General features: G+C 61.2%; 34 protein-coding genes. 8 read left to right on the top strand and 26 right to left on the bottom strand.

The features are described 5' to 3' along the window. The 14 genes from THIX_RS24645 to THIX_RS23595 form a co-directional block, all read right to left on the bottom strand. On the bottom strand, nt 1-137 hold a 137-nt coding region (locus tag THIX_RS24645), incomplete at its 3' end, for a BrnT family toxin (RefSeq protein WP_146748668.1). A 30-nt stretch (nt 138-167) separates the two neighbouring features. Then, the gene (locus tag THIX_RS18385) at nt 168-626 is read right to left on the bottom strand and encodes a DUF6573 family protein (RefSeq protein WP_112487345.1); all 459 of its coding nucleotides are present in this window, start codon (nt 624-626) and stop codon (nt 168-170) included. 28 nt (nt 627-654) lie between these two features. Next, nucleotides 655-939, bottom strand: a complete 285-nt coding sequence (locus THIX_RS18390) for a hypothetical protein (protein WP_112487346.1) — start codon at nt 937-939, stop codon at nt 655-657. A 311-nt stretch (nt 940-1,250) separates the two neighbouring features. Further along, a complete protein-coding gene (locus THIX_RS18395) occupies nt 1,251-1,466 on the bottom strand; it encodes a hypothetical protein (RefSeq protein ID WP_146748628.1) in 216 nt (71 codons plus the stop codon). 8 nt (nt 1,467-1,474) lie between these two features. Further along, nucleotides 1,475-1,618: a hypothetical protein gene (locus THIX_RS23585; protein ID WP_158540950.1), complete on the bottom strand. Its 144-nt coding sequence runs from the start codon at nt 1,616-1,618 to the stop codon at nt 1,475-1,477. Nucleotides 1,619-1,759: 141 nt separating this feature from the next. Continuing rightward, nucleotides 1,760-2,086 (bottom strand): hypothetical protein, encoded by a 327-nt coding sequence (locus tag THIX_RS18400; RefSeq protein WP_146748629.1) that lies wholly within the window; start codon nt 2,084-2,086, stop codon nt 1,760-1,762. 33 nt (nt 2,087-2,119) lie between these two features. Then, complete coding sequence (locus THIX_RS18405) at nt 2,120-2,326, bottom strand: hypothetical protein (RefSeq protein ID WP_112487349.1); 207 nt, start codon at nt 2,324-2,326, stop codon at nt 2,120-2,122. Further along, entirely contained in the window at nt 2,323-2,496 is a 174-nt protein-coding gene (locus tag THIX_RS23590) for a hypothetical protein (RefSeq protein WP_158540951.1), read from the bottom strand. The genes THIX_RS18405 and THIX_RS23590 overlap by 4 nt, the downstream gene beginning before the upstream one ends. A 71-nt stretch (nt 2,497-2,567) precedes the next feature. Then, complete coding sequence (locus THIX_RS18410; RefSeq protein WP_112487350.1) at nt 2,568-2,831, bottom strand: hypothetical protein; 264 nt, start codon at nt 2,829-2,831, stop codon at nt 2,568-2,570. A 130-nt stretch (nt 2,832-2,961) separates the two neighbouring features. Next, a complete protein-coding gene (locus THIX_RS18415) occupies nt 2,962-3,573 on the bottom strand; it encodes a hypothetical protein (RefSeq protein ID WP_146748630.1) in 612 nt (203 codons plus the stop codon). Nucleotides 3,574-3,685: 112 nt separating this feature from the next. Then, nucleotides 3,686-4,156 (bottom strand): prepilin-type N-terminal cleavage/methylation domain-containing protein, encoded by a 471-nt coding sequence (locus THIX_RS24705; RefSeq protein WP_112488459.1) that lies wholly within the window; start codon nt 4,154-4,156, stop codon nt 3,686-3,688. A 171-nt stretch (nt 4,157-4,327) separates the two neighbouring features. After that, entirely contained in the window at nt 4,328-4,555 is a 228-nt protein-coding gene (locus THIX_RS18425) for a hypothetical protein (protein WP_146748631.1), read from the bottom strand. 132 nt (nt 4,556-4,687) lie between these two features. Next, nucleotides 4,688-4,972, bottom strand: a complete 285-nt coding sequence (locus THIX_RS18430; protein ID WP_112487353.1) for a helix-turn-helix domain-containing protein — start codon at nt 4,970-4,972, stop codon at nt 4,688-4,690. A gap of 2 nt (nt 4,973-4,974) precedes the next feature. Continuing rightward, nucleotides 4,975-5,133, bottom strand: coding sequence for a hypothetical protein (locus THIX_RS23595; RefSeq protein ID WP_158540952.1), 159 nt, complete (start codon nt 5,131-5,133; stop codon nt 4,975-4,977). A 65-nt stretch (nt 5,134-5,198) separates the two neighbouring features. On the opposite strand from THIX_RS23595, the gene THIX_RS18435 reads away from it, so the two are divergent. After that, nucleotides 5,199-5,393, top strand: a complete 195-nt coding sequence (locus tag THIX_RS18435) for a hypothetical protein (protein ID WP_112487354.1) — start codon at nt 5,199-5,201, stop codon at nt 5,391-5,393. Further along, nucleotides 5,393-5,521 carry a hypothetical protein gene (locus tag THIX_RS24650; RefSeq protein WP_256359990.1) on the top strand — a complete coding sequence of 43 codons (129 nt, stop codon included), beginning with the start codon at nt 5,393-5,395 and terminating at the stop codon, nt 5,519-5,521. The genes THIX_RS18435 and THIX_RS24650 overlap by 1 nt, the downstream gene beginning before the upstream one ends. Nucleotides 5,522-5,558: 37 nt before the next feature. Here the strand turns inward: THIX_RS24650 and THIX_RS18440 are convergent, their stop codons facing one another. The 6 genes from THIX_RS18440 to THIX_RS23600 form a co-directional block, all read right to left on the bottom strand. Then, nucleotides 5,559-5,804 carry a hypothetical protein gene (locus tag THIX_RS18440; protein ID WP_112487355.1) on the bottom strand — a complete coding sequence of 82 codons (246 nt, stop codon included), beginning with the start codon at nt 5,802-5,804 and terminating at the stop codon, nt 5,559-5,561. After that, nucleotides 5,801-6,316 (bottom strand): glycine zipper 2TM domain-containing protein, encoded by a 516-nt coding sequence (locus THIX_RS18445; RefSeq protein ID WP_112487356.1) that lies wholly within the window; start codon nt 6,314-6,316, stop codon nt 5,801-5,803. Before THIX_RS18445 ends, THIX_RS18440 begins: the two co-directional genes overlap by 4 nt. A 49-nt stretch (nt 6,317-6,365) precedes the next feature. Beyond that, the gene (locus THIX_RS18450; RefSeq protein WP_112487357.1) at nt 6,366-6,614 is read right to left on the bottom strand and encodes a hypothetical protein; all 249 of its coding nucleotides are present in this window, start codon (nt 6,612-6,614) and stop codon (nt 6,366-6,368) included. Between the two features lie 73 nt (nt 6,615-6,687). Beyond that, complete coding sequence (locus tag THIX_RS18455; protein WP_112487358.1) at nt 6,688-7,071, bottom strand: hypothetical protein; 384 nt, start codon at nt 7,069-7,071, stop codon at nt 6,688-6,690. Between the two features lie 2 nt (nt 7,072-7,073). Beyond that, a complete protein-coding gene (locus THIX_RS18460; protein ID WP_112487359.1) occupies nt 7,074-7,355 on the bottom strand; it encodes a hypothetical protein in 282 nt (93 codons plus the stop codon). Nucleotides 7,356-7,476: 121 nt separating this feature from the next. Further along, nucleotides 7,477-7,623, bottom strand: coding sequence for a hypothetical protein (locus THIX_RS23600; protein WP_158540953.1), 147 nt, complete (start codon nt 7,621-7,623; stop codon nt 7,477-7,479). 1,439 nt (nt 7,624-9,062) lie between these two features. Here THIX_RS23600 and THIX_RS18465 point away from each other — a divergent pair. Then, on the top strand, nt 9,063-10,418 hold the full coding sequence (locus THIX_RS18465) for an IS1182-like element ISThsp16 family transposase (protein ID WP_112484377.1): 1,356 nt from the start codon (nt 9,063-9,065) through the stop codon (nt 10,416-10,418). A 303-nt stretch (nt 10,419-10,721) separates the two neighbouring features. On the opposite strand, the gene THIX_RS18470 is transcribed toward THIX_RS18465, so the two are convergent. Genes THIX_RS18470 through THIX_RS18480 form a run of 3 tightly spaced genes read right to left on the bottom strand, consistent with a single transcriptional unit; the run spans nt 10,722 to nt 13,434 of the window. Further along, nucleotides 10,722-11,468: a hypothetical protein gene (locus THIX_RS18470; RefSeq protein ID WP_146748632.1), complete on the bottom strand. Its 747-nt coding sequence runs from the start codon at nt 11,466-11,468 to the stop codon at nt 10,722-10,724. Nucleotides 11,469-11,481: 13 nt separating this feature from the next. Next, complete coding sequence (locus THIX_RS18475; protein WP_112487361.1) at nt 11,482-13,080, bottom strand: type IV secretory system conjugative DNA transfer family protein; 1,599 nt, start codon at nt 13,078-13,080, stop codon at nt 11,482-11,484. 3 nt (nt 13,081-13,083) lie between these two features. After that, on the bottom strand, nt 13,084-13,434 hold the full coding sequence (locus THIX_RS18480) for a hypothetical protein (RefSeq protein WP_146748633.1): 351 nt from the start codon (nt 13,432-13,434) through the stop codon (nt 13,084-13,086). 3 nt (nt 13,435-13,437) lie between these two features. Here THIX_RS18480 and THIX_RS18485 point away from each other — a divergent pair, with 3 nt between their 5' ends. The 4 genes from THIX_RS18485 to THIX_RS18500 all read left to right on the top strand — a co-directional run bounded on the left by THIX_RS18485 (nt 13,438) and on the right by THIX_RS18500 (nt 15,371). Further along, nucleotides 13,438-13,827 (top strand): BrnT family toxin, encoded by a 390-nt coding sequence (locus tag THIX_RS18485; protein ID WP_233224625.1) that lies wholly within the window; start codon nt 13,438-13,440, stop codon nt 13,825-13,827. Beyond that, nucleotides 13,808-14,116, top strand: coding sequence for a BrnA antitoxin family protein (locus THIX_RS18490; protein ID WP_233224626.1), 309 nt, complete (start codon nt 13,808-13,810; stop codon nt 14,114-14,116). The genes THIX_RS18485 and THIX_RS18490 overlap by 20 nt, the downstream gene beginning before the upstream one ends. 548 nt (nt 14,117-14,664) lie before the next feature. Further along, nucleotides 14,665-15,000: a DUF6516 family protein gene (locus tag THIX_RS18495; protein ID WP_112487365.1), complete on the top strand. Its 336-nt coding sequence runs from the start codon at nt 14,665-14,667 to the stop codon at nt 14,998-15,000. Next, the gene (locus tag THIX_RS18500) at nt 14,997-15,371 is read left to right on the top strand and encodes an HTH domain-containing protein (protein WP_112487366.1); all 375 of its coding nucleotides are present in this window, start codon (nt 14,997-14,999) and stop codon (nt 15,369-15,371) included. Before THIX_RS18495 ends, THIX_RS18500 begins: the two co-directional genes overlap by 4 nt. 10 nt (nt 15,372-15,381) lie before the next feature. On the opposite strand, the gene THIX_RS18505 is transcribed toward THIX_RS18500, so the two are convergent. Next, complete coding sequence (locus THIX_RS18505) at nt 15,382-15,867, bottom strand: hypothetical protein (protein WP_112487367.1); 486 nt, start codon at nt 15,865-15,867, stop codon at nt 15,382-15,384. A 236-nt stretch (nt 15,868-16,103) separates the two neighbouring features. Here THIX_RS18505 and THIX_RS18510 point away from each other — a divergent pair, with 236 nt between their 5' ends. Further along, nucleotides 16,104-17,459: an IS1182-like element ISThsp16 family transposase gene (locus THIX_RS18510; protein WP_112484377.1), complete on the top strand. Its 1,356-nt coding sequence runs from the start codon at nt 16,104-16,106 to the stop codon at nt 17,457-17,459. A 149-nt stretch (nt 17,460-17,608) separates the two neighbouring features. Here the strand turns inward: THIX_RS18510 and THIX_RS18515 are convergent, their stop codons facing one another. Beyond that, the gene (locus THIX_RS18515; protein ID WP_112487368.1) at nt 17,609-18,415 is read right to left on the bottom strand and encodes a hypothetical protein; all 807 of its coding nucleotides are present in this window, start codon (nt 18,413-18,415) and stop codon (nt 17,609-17,611) included. Nucleotides 18,416-18,505: 90 nt separating this feature from the next. Beyond that, entirely contained in the window at nt 18,506-19,261 is a 756-nt protein-coding gene (locus THIX_RS18520; protein ID WP_112487369.1) for a hypothetical protein, read from the bottom strand. Nucleotides 19,262-19,348 lie beyond the last annotated feature (87 nt).

The raw sequence follows: 19,348 nt of genomic DNA on the forward strand, positions 1-19,348 counted from the left end.
TCACCGCCTTCGATGCGGTCCTGGTTGGACGATGCGAGCGGGTCGGCAAACACGCGCATGGCCGTCTCGAAGCGCACCCCATGCTTGCGCAGGTTGGCCAGCGCCTTGGCGGGGTCCCATTCGAATTTGGTGAGCATGCGAATATGTTAGTACAAATTTGCCTGCTTTCAATCTTCGCTCGGCAGCATGATCGTGATGACCGGCTCGCCTGCGTCGCCAGGTCCGACCTGCAGCTTGAGCGTGGCCAGGCGGGGACGAACGCCCCGGCCATCGCGCGGGATGCGCAAGACTTGAAACAAGATCGGGTCGCGGCCATCGTGCCCACGGCGCAGGCCTGCGCGGATCGCACGCGATGCCATCCACACGACATCCCAAAGCCTGCCGCTCTCGCTCTGCCAGCACGCCCCGCCACCCTTGCGCTTGTCGTCGGCGTCGGTCCAAGCGCAGGCGTCGGCCCACGCGGCGGATGTGAGGGCCACGGGCCACACGATGCCGGCCTCGCGTGCGGTGGTGCTGACATCGATCAGCATGCCGTCCTCGATGGCTTGCGCGCGGGTGTACATGTGGATGGGTTCGCCGAAGATTTCTTGCATGGCGTCGGTGCGGGTGATGGTTGCTGCGGTCATGGTGTGTGCTCCTGCGTGGTTGCGTGGATCAGTAGATGCGGACAAAGAGAGCCTTGCGCATCGGCTTGCTGTCGTCGTATCCGAAATAGGCTTTCAGGCCGTGCCCGATGTCGCGCGTGTCGCCGACGGTCACCGGCTCATGCGGGCCGTTGAACCAGCGCAGCACCTCGTCGACGTCGTGCGCCTGGGCTGCCTCTGCCGTGATGAAGAACTCACCGCTCAGGTAGTGCTTGTGCAGGGTTGCCTCCGGGATTTGCACATCTGCCGTTTGGTGAGCCTCGCCGTTGCTTGTGGGGTGTAGGGGTTCGTTCATCTGCCTTCTCCTGCTGGTTGATCTGCTGTTCGGAGCCGCCTCACGAAAGCAGCTTCCAAGCCGGTGCCGTCGGGCATGGCGCGTGCAGCGGGCATGCCACGCACAGCGCAGCGAGCATGGCGTGGCGGCTGCCTGAGCGGCAAGGCGTGGAAAGTGCAGGCGGCTTCGGATGGCAGATCGGCAGGGGATGGAACGAAACCCGGCATGCGCGAGCAGCGCGCATGAAAAAGCCCACCGAGCTGTCAGGCCGGGCGGGCTTGGGGGGCATTCGATTAGGCCGCCTGGGCGTCAGACGGCGTACGGCTTCATGCTCACTCCTTGCATATCGCTCGGATGCGTCGTGCAAGCTCTTTCACCAGCGCCAGCACCATCCCCGTTTTGCCGTGCGCCCTTGCTTGAGTCCACGACAGCGCAATCTGTTCGAGTAGTGCGCGGTCGCTCAACTCGCGTTCGTCGCCGCCTTCGGCCAGCGCCTGCGCGTCGCGCTCCCGCTTGGCCCGCATACGCTCTGCTGACGTGGTTTTCATGCGTCCCCTCAGCGCGTGTTCATCGGCACCAGCACCACGCCCTGCGTGGCCGGGGTCATCGAGTCCATCATGACGTTCATTTCATGGATGGCCAAGCTGATGCCACCGATAACCAGCAGGCCAGCGACGATGCGAAGGATGAGTGCAATCATGATGTGCTCCTTGGGTTGATGACGACATCCTAGAACTGTCACTGTGACAGTGCAAGCCCATCAGACGCATGAAGTTGAAACAATGTTTGTCACTGTGACGGACGAGGAAGAAAGGCCGGTGGAACCCGGCCCTTGGGAGATTCAAGATTGTTTTGAGAGCCGATCACATGCCTCCCCCAGCCCTGCAATCAGCCGCAGCCGCGCCTCCAGAACTTCGGGGTTTTCGCCATCGGCGATCCCGGCCAGGCCCTCGATCACCATCTGTTTGACCCTGGCCTCGCGCGCCGCAGTCACCCCCAAAAAGTCGCGGATGTCGTCGGGCTCGGCGCCAAGCCCGAGCATCGTCACCCCCCGGCGACTGAAGGCATCAGGCATCAATTCTGTGAGCGGCAGCACGCCGCGCAGTCCCTCATGACGCGCCACCTTTGCGAGATGGATGATGGTTTGAATCATCTGGTCTTCTTTCACGGTTTTCTCCTGGTTGGGTTGATGCTTGGTGGTTCAGGCTGCGCGTCGCGATGATTGGTGCAGCAGCCAGTCATCCAGCTCGGCCTGCTCCTTGGCGAGGCGGCGGGCTTCGTCCAGACGCCCGACCCTGAAGGCATCCGCGATGGCCCGCGAGCGCGATGCCGTGGGCTTGCTGAACAGCCCAGGCTGTATGGCCCGCCTCTTCGCCCGCCGCTCTTTGAGAGCGGCGGGCTTGCTCATTTCACTTGGGCTGTTGCGGTCGGCGGCTTTGGCATCGAGGCCATGAACTTGGTCTGGATGGTCTTGGCCTGTGCAGAGGTCTGCAGGCTGGTGTACGTCGCGGTGCCGATGCCGCCGAACGCGGCGATGCTGAGCATGGCTGCGACGATTCTGGCTGTGATGCTGTCCATGATGTGTGCTCCTGGTGGCGTGGTTTGGCACGGGCCTCGTGGCCCGTACCTTCATAGGCAAGCGCGGAAACTCAAGCTGCCAGCGCGTCGATGAACTCTTCAAAACGATTGCTTGGCTGCTCCTGCCCGGTGCCAAGCGCAGCGGCCAGGATGCGGTCCTCAGGGCAGCCGCACATGCAATGCATGGAAAGCCGCCCCGCCTTGAGCGTGACTTCGAGGCTGGACGTGAATACGCCCGCGTGCGCTGGGCACTTCATGGCGATGCACGCGTTGTCGATCTGGCCGATGTTGTCAAGGATCGCGACCAGCACATCGCCGCTGTCTTCGTTTTGCATGATGTTCTCCTGTTTGCGGGGTGACTCGTGCCGCCCATGCCTTCATAGGCAAGCGCGGAAATTGCGCGAGCCTCACGGCTGCGCTGGGCTTGCCGCTTGTTTGGTATAGGGATGCGCGGAAATCGCGCGCTCAGGCCAGCGGCACCACGAGTTGCAGGCCAACAAAGCCAGCGCTTTGCCCTGCGTTGGGGACGGCAACGAGGTTGATGCCCCAGCCGCTTGCGTTCCTCACTTCAAGCAACGCCGCAGCCATCAACGGCCGTGCTGGCGCTTCCTGGTTTGTGTACCCACTGATGACGCCAGCAAGGCCGCCAGCGGCCACGCTGAAGCCCGCTGGCAGGGTGGATGTGAGCGGGGTGTAGGTCGCGGTGGCGTAGACCGATTCGCGGCTGTAGCTGTTCTTGTAGAAGCCAGCCGCAAAGCCCACGCTGGGGCTGTACTGGTACTCAAGGCCCAGCCCTGGGTTGTCCTGGTTGAGGCTGTCGCGCGCCCACTGCCGCAGGTGATAGGACGTGGTGCTGACATCGAGGCCCCAGCGCGGCCGAGCGGGCAGTTCTGCGGCCCTGGCGGTACTTGGGAATGTGAGATAGCCGATGACGGCGATAGCGACGGCGGCCAGGATCACAAGCAGGCGGGTCAGGATGGTGCTGATGATCGCGCGGCGTCGCGCGGCGCGGCGCTGGCGCCGATAGGCGTGCGCCTCTTGAATGAATTGCTGGATGGGGATGTAGCGTGATGCCATGGCAAGCTCCTGTGTTGGTGCTTGCATAGGCAAGGGTGGAAATTGCGCGCGCAGCGCACGCAAAAAGCCCCGCCGCATCTCACGATGGGCGGGGCTCTGGGTCAACTCTCCATTACGGGCAGTCGCCTTGGCCGGGGCCTTCGCCACGGGTGCCGCCGTCACAGATCGTGCCCGTGTTCAGCCAGGTCATGGAGGTGCTGCCCAAGGCGGCGAAGTCATGGACGTGCAGCGCCACGCCTGCCGAGCTTGTGGCGGCAGAATTAGCGTCGATGACCACGGTCGGCGCGCCACCAGCCGAGCCAATTGAGATGGCTGGGTTGATGACATTCGCGGTGGCGGTGATGGACGCCGGCATGCCGTATTGGCCCAGCGTGCCGCACTTGCTGAGCGTGCCCTGGGTTTGCGCGCATAGCGCCACGGACGTCTTCACCGCGCCCAGCTCACTCATCGTCGCCGATGCGTGGGCGCGGCTGGTGTAGTTGCCGTACATGGGAACGGCGATGGCCGCCAGGATGCCGATGATCGCCACGACGATCATCAACTCGATCAGGGTGAAACCTTGCTGCTGTTTGTTGTGCTTCATGTTGAGACCTTTCGAGGGGAACGGCGGCGTGCCGTGCATCAATAGGCATCGGCGGAAATTGCACGCGGTGGGCAAGTGAGCACAGGCCAGTGCACGTCACTTGTCCACGGGGCGCATGCGCGAGCAGCGCGCATGAAAAACCCCGCCGGGGCGGGGTAGGTGGAGGGGGGATCAGCCCCAAACGCTTTGGTGATAATCCAGCGCGCCCTTGACCTGCTGGACCACATCCATGTCCAGAAAAATGATGTGCTGGTCCATGTCATCCATTTCGCTGCCAGCCCGGATGAAGCCGGCACCGACCATGAAAACGACCTCCCTGTAGCCCTTCTCCCTCACCTTGGCCAACCACGCCTTGTCTTTCTTGACCAAGCCCAGGGCTTGGTGATAAGTGTCATTCATGATGGTTTCCTTTTCGGTTGCCGGGCGGCTCACTTGCTGCCCGTGCCTTCATAGGCGCATGCGGAAATTCAAGACGCAAAAAACCCGGCGCCGCATGGCTGCTGGCCGGGTGAAGGACTGCCATCATGAAACTCAGGCCATCTTTCGTGGCCGACCGCGCCCACGCTTGGCGGGCGGCTCGGGCGCGCGTGTGACCACTTCGGCTGTGCTGGTCATTGCCTTGGCCTCGGCCCAGGCGATGATCTGGGCCGGGCTGTAGAGGGCGCGACCGGCTATCCTGATGCAGGGCACATTGCCCGCTTCACCCGTGCGGCGGTCTCGGTTGAGCAAGGACTTGCTCACGCCCAAAATACGCGCGGCTTCGGCCACGCCAACGAGGCGCGGCAGGACGATTTCAGGGGTTGCTTTGTCGTTCATGGTCAGGCTCCTTGGATGGATGGTTTGTATTTCGGCCCAAATAACGCCCACACCCACGGATCGCGCCGGGGCGCGAGTTCGGGAACGGGCCTCTTGGTCTTGATGGCTTTGCCGCTGCGGAAGACGCGGGCTTCGGGTTTGGTGGTCTTGGTCGTTTTCATGGTGGGGCTCCTTTCCCTGTGTATAGGCAGGGCAGGAAATAGCGAAGCTGGGATAATGTGTCTGCATGAAGCTGCGATTCAACAAAGAGGTCAGGAAGTCGATTGCCGAAGAACTCAAGAAAGTCTCGACGTTCGGCGGCATCGGCCTTGGCGTCCTTGGCTACTCGACACGCGCCCCGTTGATGCTTTTTGGCGCGTTCGTCTGGTGGGTGGTCTGTCAGACCATCGCGGCGTTTCTGCTCTCCATGGAGGATGAATGATGAGCTTCACCGAAGCGGCGTTCTATGGCATGGGGCTTGTCGTCCTGTTCGGTTTGGCGGCGGTCGTGTTGGCCGTGTTGCAAAAGCCGTCGAAGTCGAAACACGAGCCCCACTTCCCTGTGCACTGACAGGCTCTCAGGGCCGGGTTCACCCCGGCCCCTCTGATCACGCCTCAGCCTTGACCTGCCCCCCTGTGGTCGGGTCGAGGCCGCAGCTTTGGGCCATCCAGCCCAGGCGCTGCGCGGCTTCTGGGTACATGTGCGCGCTGGTGCGCTCCCCTGCCTCGTGATCGGCGAGCATCGAGCCAAGGGCGTCGATTTCACCGATGGTGAGGACCAGCCACAGGTCGCCCAAGCCCCAGCTTGAAAGCGCCTGCAGCACCGCATCGGCGTTCACTTGCGGCGCGTTCACGGCTTGCTCCCTTGGGTTGCTTGAAGAGGCAAGACGCGAGCCGGTTGGCCGTAGCCACCCACGACCTCCACACGCTCGCCGACGTAGAGTTGCACGTCGGCTGCCTGGGTGACGGCGAAATTCCCGCCACCGTCCATGGCGACGGTGATCTGCACACCACGCTGCTTGTAGGCCGCATTGGTGGCCGCCTCGCCGCCGATGCCACCAGCGATGGCGCCCAGCACAGCCGCAACTTTGGAGCCGTTGCCGTTTCCAATACGCGACCCGATGAAGCCACCCGCCAGCGCGCCGAGCAGGCCGCCGGGCGTGGTGGCACCGCCTGGGGCAGAGATGGTGATGGGCTGCACCGAGACCACGGTGCCAAGTTGCACGGCCTGGACCTGCTGAGCCTGGCCAGGCGTGTAGGACAAGGCCGATGCCGAAGGCGAGCCGCCCAGCATCGGCGGCACGCCGGCGCAGCCGGTGAGCAGCAGGCCAAGGGCCGCTGCGACGATGAGGATGATCTTGTTCATAGGGCTCTCCAGTTGGGTTGTGCGCGGGCCGCATGGCCCGGCGCGTGGGTCATTCATCGTTGGGGTCAGGCAGGTCCGAGTCGTCGGGCTTGTCCAGCGCCGCGACGATTTTGGCCAGCACGGCGCTTTGCTTCTCGGACAAGAAAACCTTGTCCTTGAACTTGTCGAACCGCTCAGTCAGCTTCTTCAGAAACTCCTTTTCCCAATCATTGGCCTTGTCCTTATCGGCCTTGCTCAGCTTGCTGACGCGAGCCAGATTGGCCTTGTCGGCCTTGGTCAGTTCACGCTTGTCTTCCATGATTTACTCCTTGTAGTCTGGAAGTTGAAACCGGACCGGGTGGTCCGTGCTTTGCATAGGCGGACGCGGAAATTCAGGTCTGCCTGGTGAGCTGCCGCACGCTGAGCGCCGTATTCAGCAGTTTTGCGGCGGCATACAAACTCAGCCAAGGCAAAACCCAGAGCCACAAATCGAGCAGGACGACCGGCTTGAAATGATCGAGCCGGGTCGTCCAAAAATCGACAAGCGACGTTTTCTTCGCTTCTGCGAGATAACCATCAAGCGTCGCGCCAGTCGTTGTCGAACCATCCCCAAATGTGAATATCTTGGGCTGCAAAAAGCCCGGCTCAAGCGTGTGGATCACCAGCACGCGGGCGATGCCGCGCGCAGCAGGCGGGAATTTTTCGGCCGTGAATGTGGCTGCGGCGAGATAAACACAAAACCACAACCCAGCGAGAATCAAAAGATACTTTTTCATGATTAACCCTTCGTGTTGTAATCGTTGATACGGCACACGCAATCGCGCATGAATGCAATCCACACGGCGCCGATTGGATGATCTTCACCGAGATGATTCCAAATCAACTCGGCGCAAACGACTTTGCGGTGATGCCCGAGCGCCGGAGCATCGGGGAAGTCGGAGAGATAATGGGCAATTTCGCCCATGAGTTCCTGTCCCTCGTCCATGGGCTGGGTGTAGTTATTCGCGAAATCCTCCAGAAAATCGAGTTTGGCGGCGAATGTTTGGGTATCGTGATTCATGGTGTTTCTCCGTGGTGAGTAATTCGTGAATCCCCGCGCGCGGCGCGTTGGCCGCGCGCTGGCTTTATCGGGCCAGGGGGTTAAGGTTTCGCCGGAGCGATTAGCTCCGGTGGGTTGGCGGTTATTTGGCGTTGATCGGCACCAGCACCACGCCTTGGGCGGCGGGGGTCATGCTGTTCATCATTTGGTCCATTTCGTGGACCGCGAAGAAAATGCCGCCAACGATCAACAGGCCGCCGACAAATTTGATGAGGGTGATGATGTCCATTTGAAACTCCTGGTTGTTGGGACGCGCACTCGCTGCCCATACTCATATAGGCTGGGGCGGAAACTCGAACGCGTGCGAGGCTGGCAAGATGGGATGGTGAAACGCCACCCCACTTTTTGGCATGGGGGTCGTGAAACGCGACCTCCTTTTGGACATGGGGGTAACGAAACGGAACCCCCTTTCCAACCTGGGCAGGTGTTGACTGCGGCGCAAAATGCAGTGGCTTCGCCTAATGAAGCCCTTGGCCCGAGCTTTTCAGGCTGGTTTGATAACCGCAGAGCGTCCGAAAGTAGACGATCCCCAATAAATGGAGCCCACGACGGCCGCAACTGCGTTGGCTTGACGTGCTTTGGCGGCATGAATGCACCGATTTTGTGCGCCCATGCCGGATTTCGGCCATGACTACGTCGGTTCGACGTGGCTAAGGCTCAACGGGGTGGTGTTTCACCACCCCGTTGGCTGATTTCGGCCTGAAAGTGCGTTGGTTCGACGTGGTGAGGCTCGCGGAGCAGAGCCGGGGCGCCACTTTGAGTGGACACCCATGAGGTCGAGCAGTCGTTGGCGCACCATGCGCTTATAGGAAGACGCGGAAATTGGTTATCGCGACAGTGCCTGTCGATGCCGCAGCCTAAAGCTGCGGCATTAGCATTGCCGCTGGCTGATGGATGGGTTTGGATTGACACTCAAAACCCGGTCACGGTTTTATCGTGACGGGGTTTTGAGGTGCAGTGGATTCAACGCCACGCTGCAGCGCGGTGAAGACCAGATCGCCTGACGCGGAAGCGGCTGGCGAGCCTGGGCTGAGACGTGTGGCGGCGTGGGTCAGGAGCCGCAGGGCGGGAGTGCGAGCACGACATGAGACATCGCCCTAAGGCGATGGCGAATGCGGCGAAGACACGACCAACACTGCGGGGCGAGGCCGGCCAGGCCGAAGCCGTCGAGTGCGAGGGGAGAGCCAGCCGAACGGCTGGCGCGGGTGAGTAAGGAAGTGGCGTGCAGGTGGCATGACAGCCGTAGGCTGGCGTGACACTTGCCCCGCCACGACCGCACCGAACCCCGACCCGAAGACACGAGACCGGGGGGGCCGCTGCCATCGACCGCGACACGCAGACCACGACTGAGCGACAGCGAAGAAGTGGGCTAAGTGCCGGGCGAAGACGCGCCCAAGCGCGTCGGTGGCAGTGGGGGCGACAGCCCCGGCATCGAGCCCCAAAGGGGCGAGGGGGTGCCTTACCAACGGCCTCATCGTTGGTAAGGCACCCCCTCGCCCCTTTGCCCGGAGGGCATAGGGAGCGATGCCGCCGACTTTTCTTGCGGTGAGGTGAGCCCCCTAGGGCGAAAAGACCACGGCCCCCCTAGGAGACTGTCGGACTTTGCGGTCTTCCGGATGAAGACGCTATCCGAGACAATTGCTGCTGCACAACCGAGAGCCCGAGCCGATGAGCCGCTTCGTCCCTGTTGACCGAGACACCGCATATCTGTTGCCACCGTCGGTGGACGAATGGCTGCCCACTGATCACTTGGCGCGCTTCGTGGTCGAAGTCATCGAGCAGCTTGATCTGGGCGATCTGGCCCGACAGTACGCAGGCCGGGGCTCGGCGGCGCACCATCCGGCGGTGCTGCTGGGCCTGCTGATCTACGGCTACGCCAACGGCGTGCACTCCAGCCGCAAGATCGAGCGGGCGACCTACGACTCGGTGGCGTTCCGCTTTGTTGCGGCCAATACCCACCCCGATCACGACACGCTGGCGACGTTCCGCCGCCGCTTCTTGAAGGAGGTGGAGGCACTGTTCGTGCAGGTGCTGGTTCTGGCGCGCGAGATGAAGCTGCTCAAGCTCGGACACATCGCGCTGGATGGCACCAAGATCGACGCCAACGCCAGCAAGCACAAGGCCTTGTCGTGGGCTCATGCCAACAAGATCGAGGCGCAGCTGCGCCAGGAAGTACAAACGCTGCTGGCGCTGGCAGAGAACAGCGACCGCGCGACGGTACCCGACGGCATGGATGTGCCGGCGGAGATCGCCCTGCGTGCAGATCGCTTGAGCGCAATCGCGCAGGCCAAGGCCAAGATCGAGCAGCGCGCCAGCGAACGCCATCAGGTCGAGCAGCAGGAGTACGAGGCCAAGACCGCCAAGCGCCAAGCCCAGCGCGAGGCGGGCAAGAAGCCGCGCGGCAAGGACCCTGAGCCGCCAGAGGCCGGCCCCCGGAGCAGCGATCAGGTCAACCTCACGGATGAAGAGTCGCGCATCATGCCCGTGTCGGGTGGGGGCTTCGAGCAAAGCTACAACGCACAAGCCGGCGTGGACATCGCGACGATGATGGTGATCACCCAGCATGTGAGCCAGGCATCCAACGACAAGCGCGAAGTTGTGCCTACGCTGCAGCAGATCCAAGCGTTACCCGCGGTGCTGGGCGAGGTGCACACGCTCATCACGGACAACGGCTTCTTCAGCCAAGCCAACGTGATCGCGTGCAACGACGCGGGTATCGAGCCGCTGCTGGCGCTCAAGCGGGAGTCGCATCACACGCCGGTGATGGGGCGCTTTGCACCCGATGTGCCCGAGCCCCAGACGACGGATCCGCTCGTGCAGATGGCACACCGCCTGGGCACGCAAGCAGGCCGAGCCCTGTACGGCCTGCGCAAGCAGACAGTGGAGCCGGTGTTCGGCATCATCAAGCAAGTGATGGGTTGGCGCCAGATGAGCATGCGCGGGCTGGCCAAGGCACAAGGCGAATGGAGCTTGGTGACCATGGCTTGGAACATCAAGCGCATGCACGTCCTGCGAGCCGCGTGAGGGCAATAGTGCGCCCCGACCACGCCAAAACCGAGTCCCCAGGCCGCCCCATGTGCCCTCACAGTGTCTCGCCAACCATCGAGAGCGTTCGATCAGCGCGCCGCTGTCAAAAAAAACGCGTCGCACTGATCAATCGGATTCGCTCGGGTTCAAGTCCGACAGCCTCCTAGGGGCGAGCGCAGCGAGAGTGGTCTGGCCTCATGCCTTGGCCTTTGACTTGTGCGCAGCCTTGGTGCGCTGCGCAAGTGCGCACCCCTGCGAAGCGGACGGTCGCCGCGCATGGCGCCAGCGCACCATGCAGCATCATCGCGCTGGAAACGCATCGATGTGTGTGAATGCGAGCAACGGGTGGTGCTGCTCTGGGATGATGCGAACTGTCTGCTTCACCCCGGCGTGTGTGCGGCTGAACTCACGAATTGACAACACCAGTCCACGTAATCTGGCAGCTTCGTGGGGTGTCTCCGTGACCCAAATTGCGCGCTGGTACTTGCCTGCCTTTATGTCACGCAAGCGCGTGAATAAGATGGATTCATAACGGCCGCTAGTCTTGATGGTGCGCTCGAATTCGACGCACCAAACCGTGCCTGCCGCGTCCTTCGCCGTGGCGTCGGGCCGCGAATCTGCATCGAACTTGGCGAGCCTGTCCCCACTCTCCCACCCCGCCCAGCCCGCCCTTTCAGCGCTGATTTTCATCCGTTGCAAACCCACCGTGTGCGAGAGAAGTGTGAGTCCAATCCTGTTTGGTTTGAAGTAGGAGGCGCTTGGAATTTCATGATCGTCCCCGGCCATTAACTGCCCTTTCGGTGTGATACCCCAAAGCATCGGCCTCCATCCGCTCGGCGCGGTGACTTGTTGGCGTGTGATTAACTCTGCCCGCTCCATCGCGACCAAAGTTCGTTTGGTTTGATCTGCCGATAATCCTAATAACATTTGCATAACATTAAGCGTCGTATAAATCTCTTCGCGCAAGAACCGCAAAACAATGTTTTGCTTATCTGCAGCGCGCTGCATACGCTGCGCAAATGTCATTTGTGGCGGTAATGCGCTCATATCCTTCTCCTTTTTAGATTATGTCTTGCGCTTTGGTCGGGTCACTCTTACTGCTTCGCACCACGGCTGCGGCTGGGGTAATGTCAGGGGTCTTGCCCGGAGTCATATAACCCGCCGCCAAAAGCACCGGCGCGCCATGACCGAACATCCAGAATACGGGTGCATCCTGCGCATTGGCGGGTTTTGGCATGGCGGTACTCAGCATATCCGGGGTCACATTTTCACGAAGCTGCCTGAAATACTGCCCCTGCTCCAAACCCTCGGCGTTCGTGGTTTTGCCCGTGGTTTCAAGTTCGACCGCATATTTACCCGACAAGCTGGAAAGCTCCTTTGCGGTTTCGTCATCCTCCAGGCGAAATACAAGTTTGAGGCTGGTATTCCCTTTGGCTGCACCCAAAACAGCCTTGGAAGGTAATGATCCTGAATCATGCAAATCGCCGTAGCTTTGGAAGGCGAGATAAACGGTCGCCCGTTGGTCGCGAATCGTGCCCAAAGCGCGCAAGCTGGTTTGACCCAGGCTGTATTTGAACTCGTCCAAAAACAAGTGGACGTGTCTGGCTCCGTTTCGGTCCCGATTCTTGATGATTTGCACGATGCGGGTCAGCAACATTTTCTGCGCTGCCACCACACGCAAATCGTCGACCGAGCCAACGATATACACGAGACCACCCCGCTCGATAATCTCGGCCAGATTCGGCCCTGCTGCTGTGTCGAATGCGCCCAGGCGTGCCATATCCTTGAGAGCACGCCAGAAATTCTGACGGCTGGTGACTTCGTCGACGTCGGCGCCTATATTGACCATCGAGCGCAGATTGAATTGGCCTTCGGTCAGCTTATCGAGTAGCGTTGCGCAGGCATCCCTATCCTCACCACGGTAAAAATCAACGGCTGGATCGCCGGAATTCTCAAGCTGCAAAGCCGTATTGACCAAGACCTCGCATTCAGTTTTTGTGCAGCCCTGGAACACGTTAATCTGCGGAATATCCTTGCGCAGATCGATGAATGCCGTTGGCTTCCCCAGCTTTTGTGCCTCACGGAACAAAATGCCGGGGGCGAATTCATCGTTCTTGGGGTCGATCACCACGCATGCATCCCCGGCTGTCATAGCCTGAACAAGCAGCGAAGTTGTAATCACCGTTTTGCCTGTGCCGCTCGCTCCAATAATCGCCATGTGGTTTTTGCGCGCTTGGTCGGGGCTAATCGTCATCGGCACGTCGCGAACCTTCGCAGGCTCTTTCTTGCCCTTGCCTGGCCGACAGCCCATGCCCACGAATACGGCTTGGTGCTGGCTTGCCGACGCGAGCCACGGCTCGGCCTGGTAGCTTGGCTTCTGCATGAACTGGCCCATCTGCACGTGTGCGTGCACGTTCGGCAGATCGTCGGCTTGCACCTGCGGCTGGCGCGCCAGCCAGGCTTTGCGGGCCATGAAAATGATGAGGGCAAAGCCTGTCAGGACCCCCAAGGCGCTGCCCAAGTTTGGCGCACCAGCGGCTCCTGCCACAGCGCTCACCATCATGCCAGCAACGCTCGGAAGAATGGCCCATTTCAGAACCTTGCCAGACAGCCAGGCTGTGGCGCGTTGGCTATGGCCCCTAAGAATGTCGATGATCATGATTTACTCCCTGATGTTGGCTTTGCTGTTGTCCATGGGTCGTGACGACCACTCTTCCCATGCATAGGCAAGGGCGGAAATTGAGAGGCCCGTCGCGAGGGTCATGAACCATGCGGTGGTTGTGATGGGTGTGCTGCACGCCCACCTGACCAGCACCCCTTGCAGCGCCAAGTGCTGAGGGGCAAGCGGGGCTGACTGATGCCAGTACAGCCACTCAAAGTGCCAAATTCGGGCGGCCCAGCCCGCCCACAGGGACAGGCTGATGGCGGCACTGACGGTGCCGATGACGAAGGCTCGCGTTGCCCAGTGAATGCGGCTGCGTTTGGTTCTTGTCGTGACGCCTTGGATTGCCATTTCATGCTCCATCTGCCCGCCGTGTGCGGGGTGTGGAGCTATAGACAGCGGCGGAAATTGGCCGCACAGACGCAAATAAACGCATCTACAATAAAGGCGATGGGAAAGCGGCTGACCTGGGATGAAGTGAAGCGGCGCAGGAACCTGCGCAAACATGGACTGGATTTCGCGCAAGCAGGCCAGGTCCTGGAATCGCGGTATCGGCTGGACATTCCTGTGGAGCGCGGCGGCGAAGCGCGCACCATGTCGATGTCCTACGCCTTCGGTCTGCTGGTCGTGCTGGTGGTCGTGCACACAGCGCGCGAGGACGCGGCACGCATCATCAGTTTCAGGCGGGCCAGTGAAACGGAAACGGAGATCTACTATGAGTGGCTTGAACAAGAAGCAGACTGAGCGTGAGGCCATCCTTGCGACGATGAAGACGTCGCCGCCAGGTGGCTACTACGTGTGGGACGGCAAGAATGAAGACGACCGCCCGGCGAGCGCCGATGAACTGCGCGCCGGAATCGAGGCTTACCGCCGCAGTCGAGGCCGACCAGTCGGGTCTGGAACGAAGGAACAGGTGGCCATCCGCTTTGACCGTGATGTGCTGGAAGCCTTCCGCACATCAGGTCCTGGCTGGCAGACTCGGATGAACGCTGCCCTGAAGGAGTGGTTGAAGTCCCATCCAAAGCTGGCCTGATACCTATCATGCATTTTTTGCATGATGCAGACGCGATTTCAGCCTTCCAGACTCTTTAAGGATTCTCGGCCTCAGTGCCGCGATGAACCATGCAGGCTCTGCATGGTGTCGGTGGCATAGAGCGGTTCTCGTCGATTTTGTCGGGCCAGAGGGGCCGGTTCCGGCCCCTCAAAGCCGCGCCCAAAAATTGTGACCTTTGCGCAAAACCGTGACCTTTCGCGGGCCTGTTTTCAATGAAATCAAGGGGTTACGAGGCTATGAAGCGTTCCGTCGCGGAATTTTTGGCGATTCCGCGGCACTGGTGGCGAATGACGAAGGGTGGCAAAGCCGCCCTTCCTGGCCAACGGTTTTGGTGGGTTAGTGGGTTTGAGTGGGTTATTTCTATACCCGGAAAATTTTGTTGTTGTGAATTTACTGAGGGCCAATCAACCCACTCAAACCCACTAACCCACTTTCATCTATCGCGCCGCTCGATGTTGGAATAGGTGGATCTGGCGCGATGGCGGTCCAGGAGTGCTAAAATATGACAATCCTGAAACACACGACCAATGCCGCCAAGGAACAATGCTGCTGTGCTGCTGGAGCGCGAACGCTTCGAGATCAAGTCCAAGTCTGGCGGCGGGCTGTTGAGCTATGAGGTTTGGGGTGTTGTCGAGCAAGGGAAGACAGTGGTCACCCGCTACAACCTGGCGTACATCAACCATGCGGTCTGTCCGGTCGACAACGGGCGCGTGCTGGGGTACGACAACGCGCATGGCTACCACCACAAGCACCACATGGGCACGGTGGAGCCGATGGAGTTCACCAGTTACGAAGCCACGCTGGAGCGTTTCCAGCAAGAAGTGGCTGCCATCTTGCAGAGCGTTAAGGAGAAAAAGCGATGATCCGGGTTGTGATGCGTGCCGGCACCGTTGAAGAGTTCTTCAACCGCGCCAAGGATGCCGCCCGCCGCGCCGATACGGGCGGACCCTTTGAGGGTACGGTGACACTGTCCTTTGAGGACCCGCAGCGCCTGTTCGACGTTTTGACGCAGAACCGGCAAACCTTGGTACGTGCCGTCATGCGCCAGCCCGACACCATTCCCGAATTGGCCAAGCGTCTCAAGCGAGACCGCACAGCCGTCACCCGCGATGTGCTGCTGCTGGAAAAGCTGGGCGTGGTGAAGTCTGAGCGCGTCTCCAATCCAGGACACGGCATTCACAAGCTGGTGCGCCCCTCGGCCAGCAGGATAGATCTGGTCGCGACGATTGAGTGACCCGGAAAAATCAGTCGGCCCTGACCACTTTCCACGTGACGCTGCCCTGCGCCAGGCTATGCTCGCGCAGCACATAGCCGCCAGCAATCCGGTCTTTTGCGCCCTGCAGCCAGCGTCCTACAGACCTGGTGGATGGTTCCTTGCCGGGACTCAAACCCATTGCATCTTCGAGCGCTAGATAGACCCCTCCATCCATTTTCAGAAGGTCGCTTGCCTTCCAGGTCATCGGCCCTTTCAGCATGAACACGGCCTCAAGCACGCCCGCGACCTCGCCCGCCCTGGGGTCCTTTTTCTGCGCCTTCACAAGCCGCGTGGCGGGGTCAAGACCCATGAGCCAGTTGATAGGCCCCCTGCACCACTTGTGCCAGTCGTCGAAATCGCTGGCCCGCTCCAGATCATCCAAACCAGGGCACCCCGCATGCAGAAATGCAGCCTGGATCGTCATCACCGCATGAATCAATTCCTGCCTTCTACCGAGCACAAGCGCGTCTGGCATGGGGCCATTGAAGACCCTTGCCGATGGCGTCTCGTGCCTGGGATCAAGCCTGATTTCAAGGATGCGTCTGGCGCTGTCGGCGCCAGCAATAGCATTGTTCGCGGTGATGATGACGTTTGTGCAAGTGGAGACAAGGGCCTTTTTTGAGTGCCCTAGGAGACTGTCGGACTTTGCGGTCTTCCGGATGAAGACGCTATCCGAGACAATTGCTGCTGCACAACCGAGAGCCCGAGCCGATGAGCCGCTTCGTCCCTGTTGACCGAGACACCGCATATCTGTTGCCACCGTCGGTGGACGAATGGCTGCCCACTGATCACTTGGCGCGCTTCGTGGTCGAAGTCATCGAGCAGCTTGATCTGGGCGATCTGGCCCGACAGTACGCAGGCCGGGGCTCGGCGGCGCACCATCCGGCGGTGCTGCTGGGCCTGCTGATCTACGGCTACGCCAACGGCGTGCACTCCAGCCGCAAGATCGAGCGGGCGACCTACGACTCGGTGGCGTTCCGCTTTGTTGCGGCCAATACCCACCCCGATCACGACACGCTGGCGACGTTCCGCCGCCGCTTCTTGAAGGAGGTGGAGGCACTGTTCGTGCAGGTGCTGGTTCTGGCGCGCGAGATGAAGCTGCTCAAGCTCGGACACATCGCGCTGGATGGCACCAAGATCGACGCCAACGCCAGCAAGCACAAGGCCTTGTCGTGGGCTCATGCCAACAAGATCGAGGCGCAGCTGCGCCAGGAAGTACAAACGCTGCTGGCGCTGGCAGAGAACAGCGACCGCGCGACGGTACCCGACGGCATGGATGTGCCGGCGGAGATCGCCCTGCGTGCAGATCGCTTGAGCGCAATCGCGCAGGCCAAGGCCAAGATCGAGCAGCGCGCCAGCGAACGCCATCAGGTCGAGCAGCAGGAGTACGAGGCCAAGACCGCCAAGCGCCAAGCCCAGCGCGAGGCGGGCAAGAAGCCGCGCGGCAAGGACCCTGAGCCGCCAGAGGCCGGCCCCCGGAGCAGCGATCAGGTCAACCTCACGGATGAAGAGTCGCGCATCATGCCCGTGTCGGGTGGGGGCTTCGAGCAAAGCTACAACGCACAAGCCGGCGTGGACATCGCGACGATGATGGTGATCACCCAGCATGTGAGCCAGGCATCCAACGACAAGCGCGAAGTTGTGCCTACGCTGCAGCAGATCCAAGCGTTACCCGCGGTGCTGGGCGAGGTGCACACGCTCATCACGGACAACGGCTTCTTCAGCCAAGCCAACGTGATCGCGTGCAACGACGCGGGTATCGAGCCGCTGCTGGCGCTCAAGCGGGAGTCGCATCACACGCCGGTGATGGGGCGCTTTGCACCCGATGTGCCCGAGCCCCAGACGACGGATCCGCTCGTGCAGATGGCACACCGCCTGGGCACGCAAGCAGGCCGAGCCCTGTACGGCCTGCGCAAGCAGACAGTGGAGCCGGTGTTCGGCATCATCAAGCAAGTGATGGGTTGGCGCCAGATGAGCATGCGCGGGCTGGCCAAGGCACAAGGCGAATGGAGCTTGGTGACCATGGCTTGGAACATCAAGCGCATGCACGTCCTGCGAGCCGCGTGAGGGCAATAGTGCGCCCCGACCACGCCAAAACCGAGTCCCCAGGCCGCCCCATGTGCCCTCACAGTGTCTCGCCAACCATCGAGAGCGTTCGATCAGCGCGCCGCTGTCAAAAAAAACGCGTCGCACTGATCAATCGGATTCGCTCGGGTTCAAGTCCGACAGCCTCCTAGGTAACGACCTTCCATGATTTCTGCCGTCGCCAAGTTGCGGAGGCTGGCCGAGTCTATTTCCTGGCCTGCCTTGCCGTCCCCGATTTCCTCGAAAAGAAGAACTGGCGGGCTTTCCAGCAGGCTGGAAATAAGGCGCTTTTCAATCTCAACGTCATCGGCGGGCAATACCCCAGATGTCACATCCTTTCCTTGAGCAAACCGAGCCAGTGCCTTTGCAAGCACAGCCTTGCCAGAACCCGGCGCTGGCGCGCTGACTAGCACCAGAGGCGCTTTTTTCATGGTAGGCCGCGAGACGCACGCCAGCATCGCTGCGAGCGCCGCCGCTTCGTCATGCGGCTCAGCCCATGGGAACGTATTTACCACGGCCCTGAGCTTGATCAAAGCCTCTTCAGCCTCTTCTCTGGTCGCGTCCTCGTGTACAGCATGGAAGTCTTGGAACGCACCATAAATATGGCTTTGAGGGTCATACCCCGGCGACAGCATCCGGCCAGGTGCGAGCCACAAGGGGTGGTCTGTGATTGTTTTCAGCTTGGGGATCTTGCGCCAGTCCTGGCGCTCCACGAGCGCCTGGGCCAGCGCTCCAGGCGGGTTGGCAGGCTCTTCCCATGTGCCACGTGCCGTGGTGACTTCTCTGAACCACGTCGCCGCGCGCGCCATCTCGACCCTGCACACAGCAGGCGACATCGGTGCACTGGAGCCTGTGTGAGGATTCAGGCTCACCAAGACCTGGCCCTTGTCAAACACGGTGAGCGTCGCGCCCAGCGCGTGCTCGGCGGCGTCCATCATGGTTGGCAATTCCCCGGCCTTGACTTCAATCCTAGGCAGTGGTTTGGCTTTGGGGGCACTCTTCAAAACTGAGTTCACGGCGTGCCCCCCTCAAAATAACCCAGCCTGGCGCGCCTGCGCCGCCTGACGCTTGGCCAGGGCAGCCTTGGATGGCCGCCCGCCCCTGCCGGTCTTGGGACGCGACGCCCACGCCTCGGGGCCGATGCTGAGCGAGCCGAACAAGCCGGGATCGCGCACAGCCTCGGCCGTGGCGCGTATCAGCTTTGCCGTGTCGTACCTTCCCATCCTCGCCGAGACGCCACGCGCCTCTGCAATGGTTTTGGAAGGTGCGTCGCGCAGAAAATCAGCCACGCCCTCCACATGCTCTGGCAAGGCTTTATCAAGCTCTGCCCGGCGCTCTTGCCCCGGCGCGGCGATGGTCTCGTGCAAAGCCAGCCCATCTTCCCCACGCGCCGGGGCATTGAGGTCCCGCGCCCCACGAATTCGCCGGTCGCCCCCTGCATCGCGCCCCTGCCCCATGAGCCGGAAGCAGGACCTGACAAAAAGATTCCAATCCAGCGCCCGCTTGCCCTGCCACGTCCAAACTCGCTTTGCGAATTCCTGGAGAAAGTCTGTGGCCTCGCGGTCTCGCCAGGCGTGACCAGAGGAAGCGGCGGCAAGGCGGTGCGCATCCGAAGCCATGTCATGAGGCTCGGGCATCTGCACACCAAAGACCCCCAACTCTCCACGCACATCCCGCGCCACGCGCAGCGTGGTCAAGGGAAGGACCATGCTGCGCGCCAGCGTGCCTTCTGTGGGGTATGCATCAAAAAGCGCTGAAACAATGTTTTTCTGTTGGCGTTCCATGGCTAACTCCTTTTCTCTGTGCCATGGAAAGAACTTTAAGCCCGTTTTTCGGCGATTTTTCTCCGAATGATGGCCCTTTTGATGCAG

It is taken from the genome of Thiomonas sp. X19, assembly GCF_900089495.1.
In the GTDB taxonomy this organism is placed as follows: Bacteria; Pseudomonadota; Gammaproteobacteria; order Burkholderiales; family Burkholderiaceae_C; genus Thiomonas_A.

What these genes read in the sequence shown, in the direction of transcription:
- THIX_RS18505 (WP_112487367.1), bottom strand. Translation starts at nt 15,867, where the DNA reads ATGCCAGACGCGCTTGTGCTCGGTAGAAGGCAGGAATTGATTCATGCG.
- THIX_RS23595 (WP_158540952.1), bottom strand. Translation starts at nt 5,133, where the DNA reads ATGAAAACGACCAAGACCACCAAACCCGAAGCCCGCGTCTTCCGCAGC.
- THIX_RS18430 (WP_112487353.1), bottom strand. Translation starts at nt 4,972, where the DNA reads ATGAACGACAAAGCAACCCCTGAAATCGTCCTGCCGCGCCTCGTTGGC.
- THIX_RS18385 (WP_112487345.1), bottom strand. Translation starts at nt 626, where the DNA reads ATGACCGCAGCAACCATCACCCGCACCGACGCCATGCAAGAAATCTTC.
- THIX_RS24650 (WP_256359990.1), top strand. Translation starts at nt 5,393, where the DNA reads ATGAGCTTCACCGAAGCGGCGTTCTATGGCATGGGGCTTGTCGTCCTG.
- THIX_RS18410 (WP_112487350.1), bottom strand. Translation starts at nt 2,831, where the DNA reads ATGCAAAACGAAGACAGCGGCGATGTGCTGGTCGCGATCCTTGACAAC.
- THIX_RS18485 (WP_233224625.1), top strand. Translation starts at nt 13,438, where the DNA reads ATGCTCCATCTGCCCGCCGTGTGCGGGGTGTGGAGCTATAGACAGCGG.
- THIX_RS18455 (WP_112487358.1), bottom strand. Translation starts at nt 7,071, where the DNA reads ATGAAAAAGTATCTTTTGATTCTCGCTGGGTTGTGGTTTTGTGTTTAT.
- THIX_RS23600 (WP_158540953.1), bottom strand. Translation starts at nt 7,623, where the DNA reads ATGGACATCATCACCCTCATCAAATTTGTCGGCGGCCTGTTGATCGTT.
- THIX_RS23585 (WP_158540950.1), bottom strand. Translation starts at nt 1,618, where the DNA reads ATGATTGCACTCATCCTTCGCATCGTCGCTGGCCTGCTGGTTATCGGT.
- THIX_RS18395 (WP_146748628.1), bottom strand. Translation starts at nt 1,466, where the DNA reads ATGAAAACCACGTCAGCAGAGCGTATGCGGGCCAAGCGGGAGCGCGAC.
- THIX_RS24705 (WP_112488459.1), bottom strand. Translation starts at nt 4,156, where the DNA reads ATGAAGCACAACAAACAGCAGCAAGGTTTCACCCTGATCGAGTTGATG.
- THIX_RS18460 (WP_112487359.1), bottom strand. Translation starts at nt 7,355, where the DNA reads ATGAATCACGATACCCAAACATTCGCCGCCAAACTCGATTTTCTGGAG.
- THIX_RS18495 (WP_112487365.1), top strand. Translation starts at nt 14,665, where the DNA reads ATGCCGCCAAGGAACAATGCTGCTGTGCTGCTGGAGCGCGAACGCTTC.
- THIX_RS23590 (WP_158540951.1), bottom strand. Translation starts at nt 2,496, where the DNA reads ATGGACAGCATCACAGCCAGAATCGTCGCAGCCATGCTCAGCATCGCC.
- THIX_RS18520 (WP_112487369.1), bottom strand. Translation starts at nt 19,261, where the DNA reads ATGGAACGCCAACAGAAAAACATTGTTTCAGCGCTTTTTGATGCATAC.
- THIX_RS18450 (WP_112487357.1), bottom strand. Translation starts at nt 6,614, where the DNA reads ATGGAAGACAAGCGTGAACTGACCAAGGCCGACAAGGCCAATCTGGCT.
- THIX_RS18500 (WP_112487366.1), top strand. Translation starts at nt 14,997, where the DNA reads ATGATCCGGGTTGTGATGCGTGCCGGCACCGTTGAAGAGTTCTTCAAC.
- THIX_RS18510 (WP_112484377.1), top strand. Translation starts at nt 16,104, where the DNA reads ATGAGCCGCTTCGTCCCTGTTGACCGAGACACCGCATATCTGTTGCCA.
- THIX_RS18405 (WP_112487349.1), bottom strand. Translation starts at nt 2,326, where the DNA reads ATGAGCAAGCCCGCCGCTCTCAAAGAGCGGCGGGCGAAGAGGCGGGCC.
- THIX_RS18390 (WP_112487346.1), bottom strand. Translation starts at nt 939, where the DNA reads ATGAACGAACCCCTACACCCCACAAGCAACGGCGAGGCTCACCAAACG.
- THIX_RS18435 (WP_112487354.1), top strand. Translation starts at nt 5,199, where the DNA reads ATGAAGCTGCGATTCAACAAAGAGGTCAGGAAGTCGATTGCCGAAGAA.
- THIX_RS18475 (WP_112487361.1), bottom strand. Translation starts at nt 13,080, where the DNA reads ATGATCATCGACATTCTTAGGGGCCATAGCCAACGCGCCACAGCCTGG.
- THIX_RS18425 (WP_146748631.1), bottom strand. Translation starts at nt 4,555, where the DNA reads ATGAATGACACTTATCACCAAGCCCTGGGCTTGGTCAAGAAAGACAAG.
- THIX_RS18480 (WP_146748633.1), bottom strand. Translation starts at nt 13,434, where the DNA reads ATGGCAATCCAAGGCGTCACGACAAGAACCAAACGCAGCCGCATTCAC.
- THIX_RS18515 (WP_112487368.1), bottom strand. Translation starts at nt 18,415, where the DNA reads ATGATGGACGCCGCCGAGCACGCGCTGGGCGCGACGCTCACCGTGTTT.
- THIX_RS18415 (WP_146748630.1), bottom strand. Translation starts at nt 3,573, where the DNA reads ATGGCATCACGCTACATCCCCATCCAGCAATTCATTCAAGAGGCGCAC.
- THIX_RS18445 (WP_112487356.1), bottom strand. Translation starts at nt 6,316, where the DNA reads ATGAACAAGATCATCCTCATCGTCGCAGCGGCCCTTGGCCTGCTGCTC.
- THIX_RS18470 (WP_146748632.1), bottom strand. Translation starts at nt 11,468, where the DNA reads ATGAGCGCATTACCGCCACAAATGACATTTGCGCAGCGTATGCAGCGC.
- THIX_RS18465 (WP_112484377.1), top strand. Translation starts at nt 9,063, where the DNA reads ATGAGCCGCTTCGTCCCTGTTGACCGAGACACCGCATATCTGTTGCCA.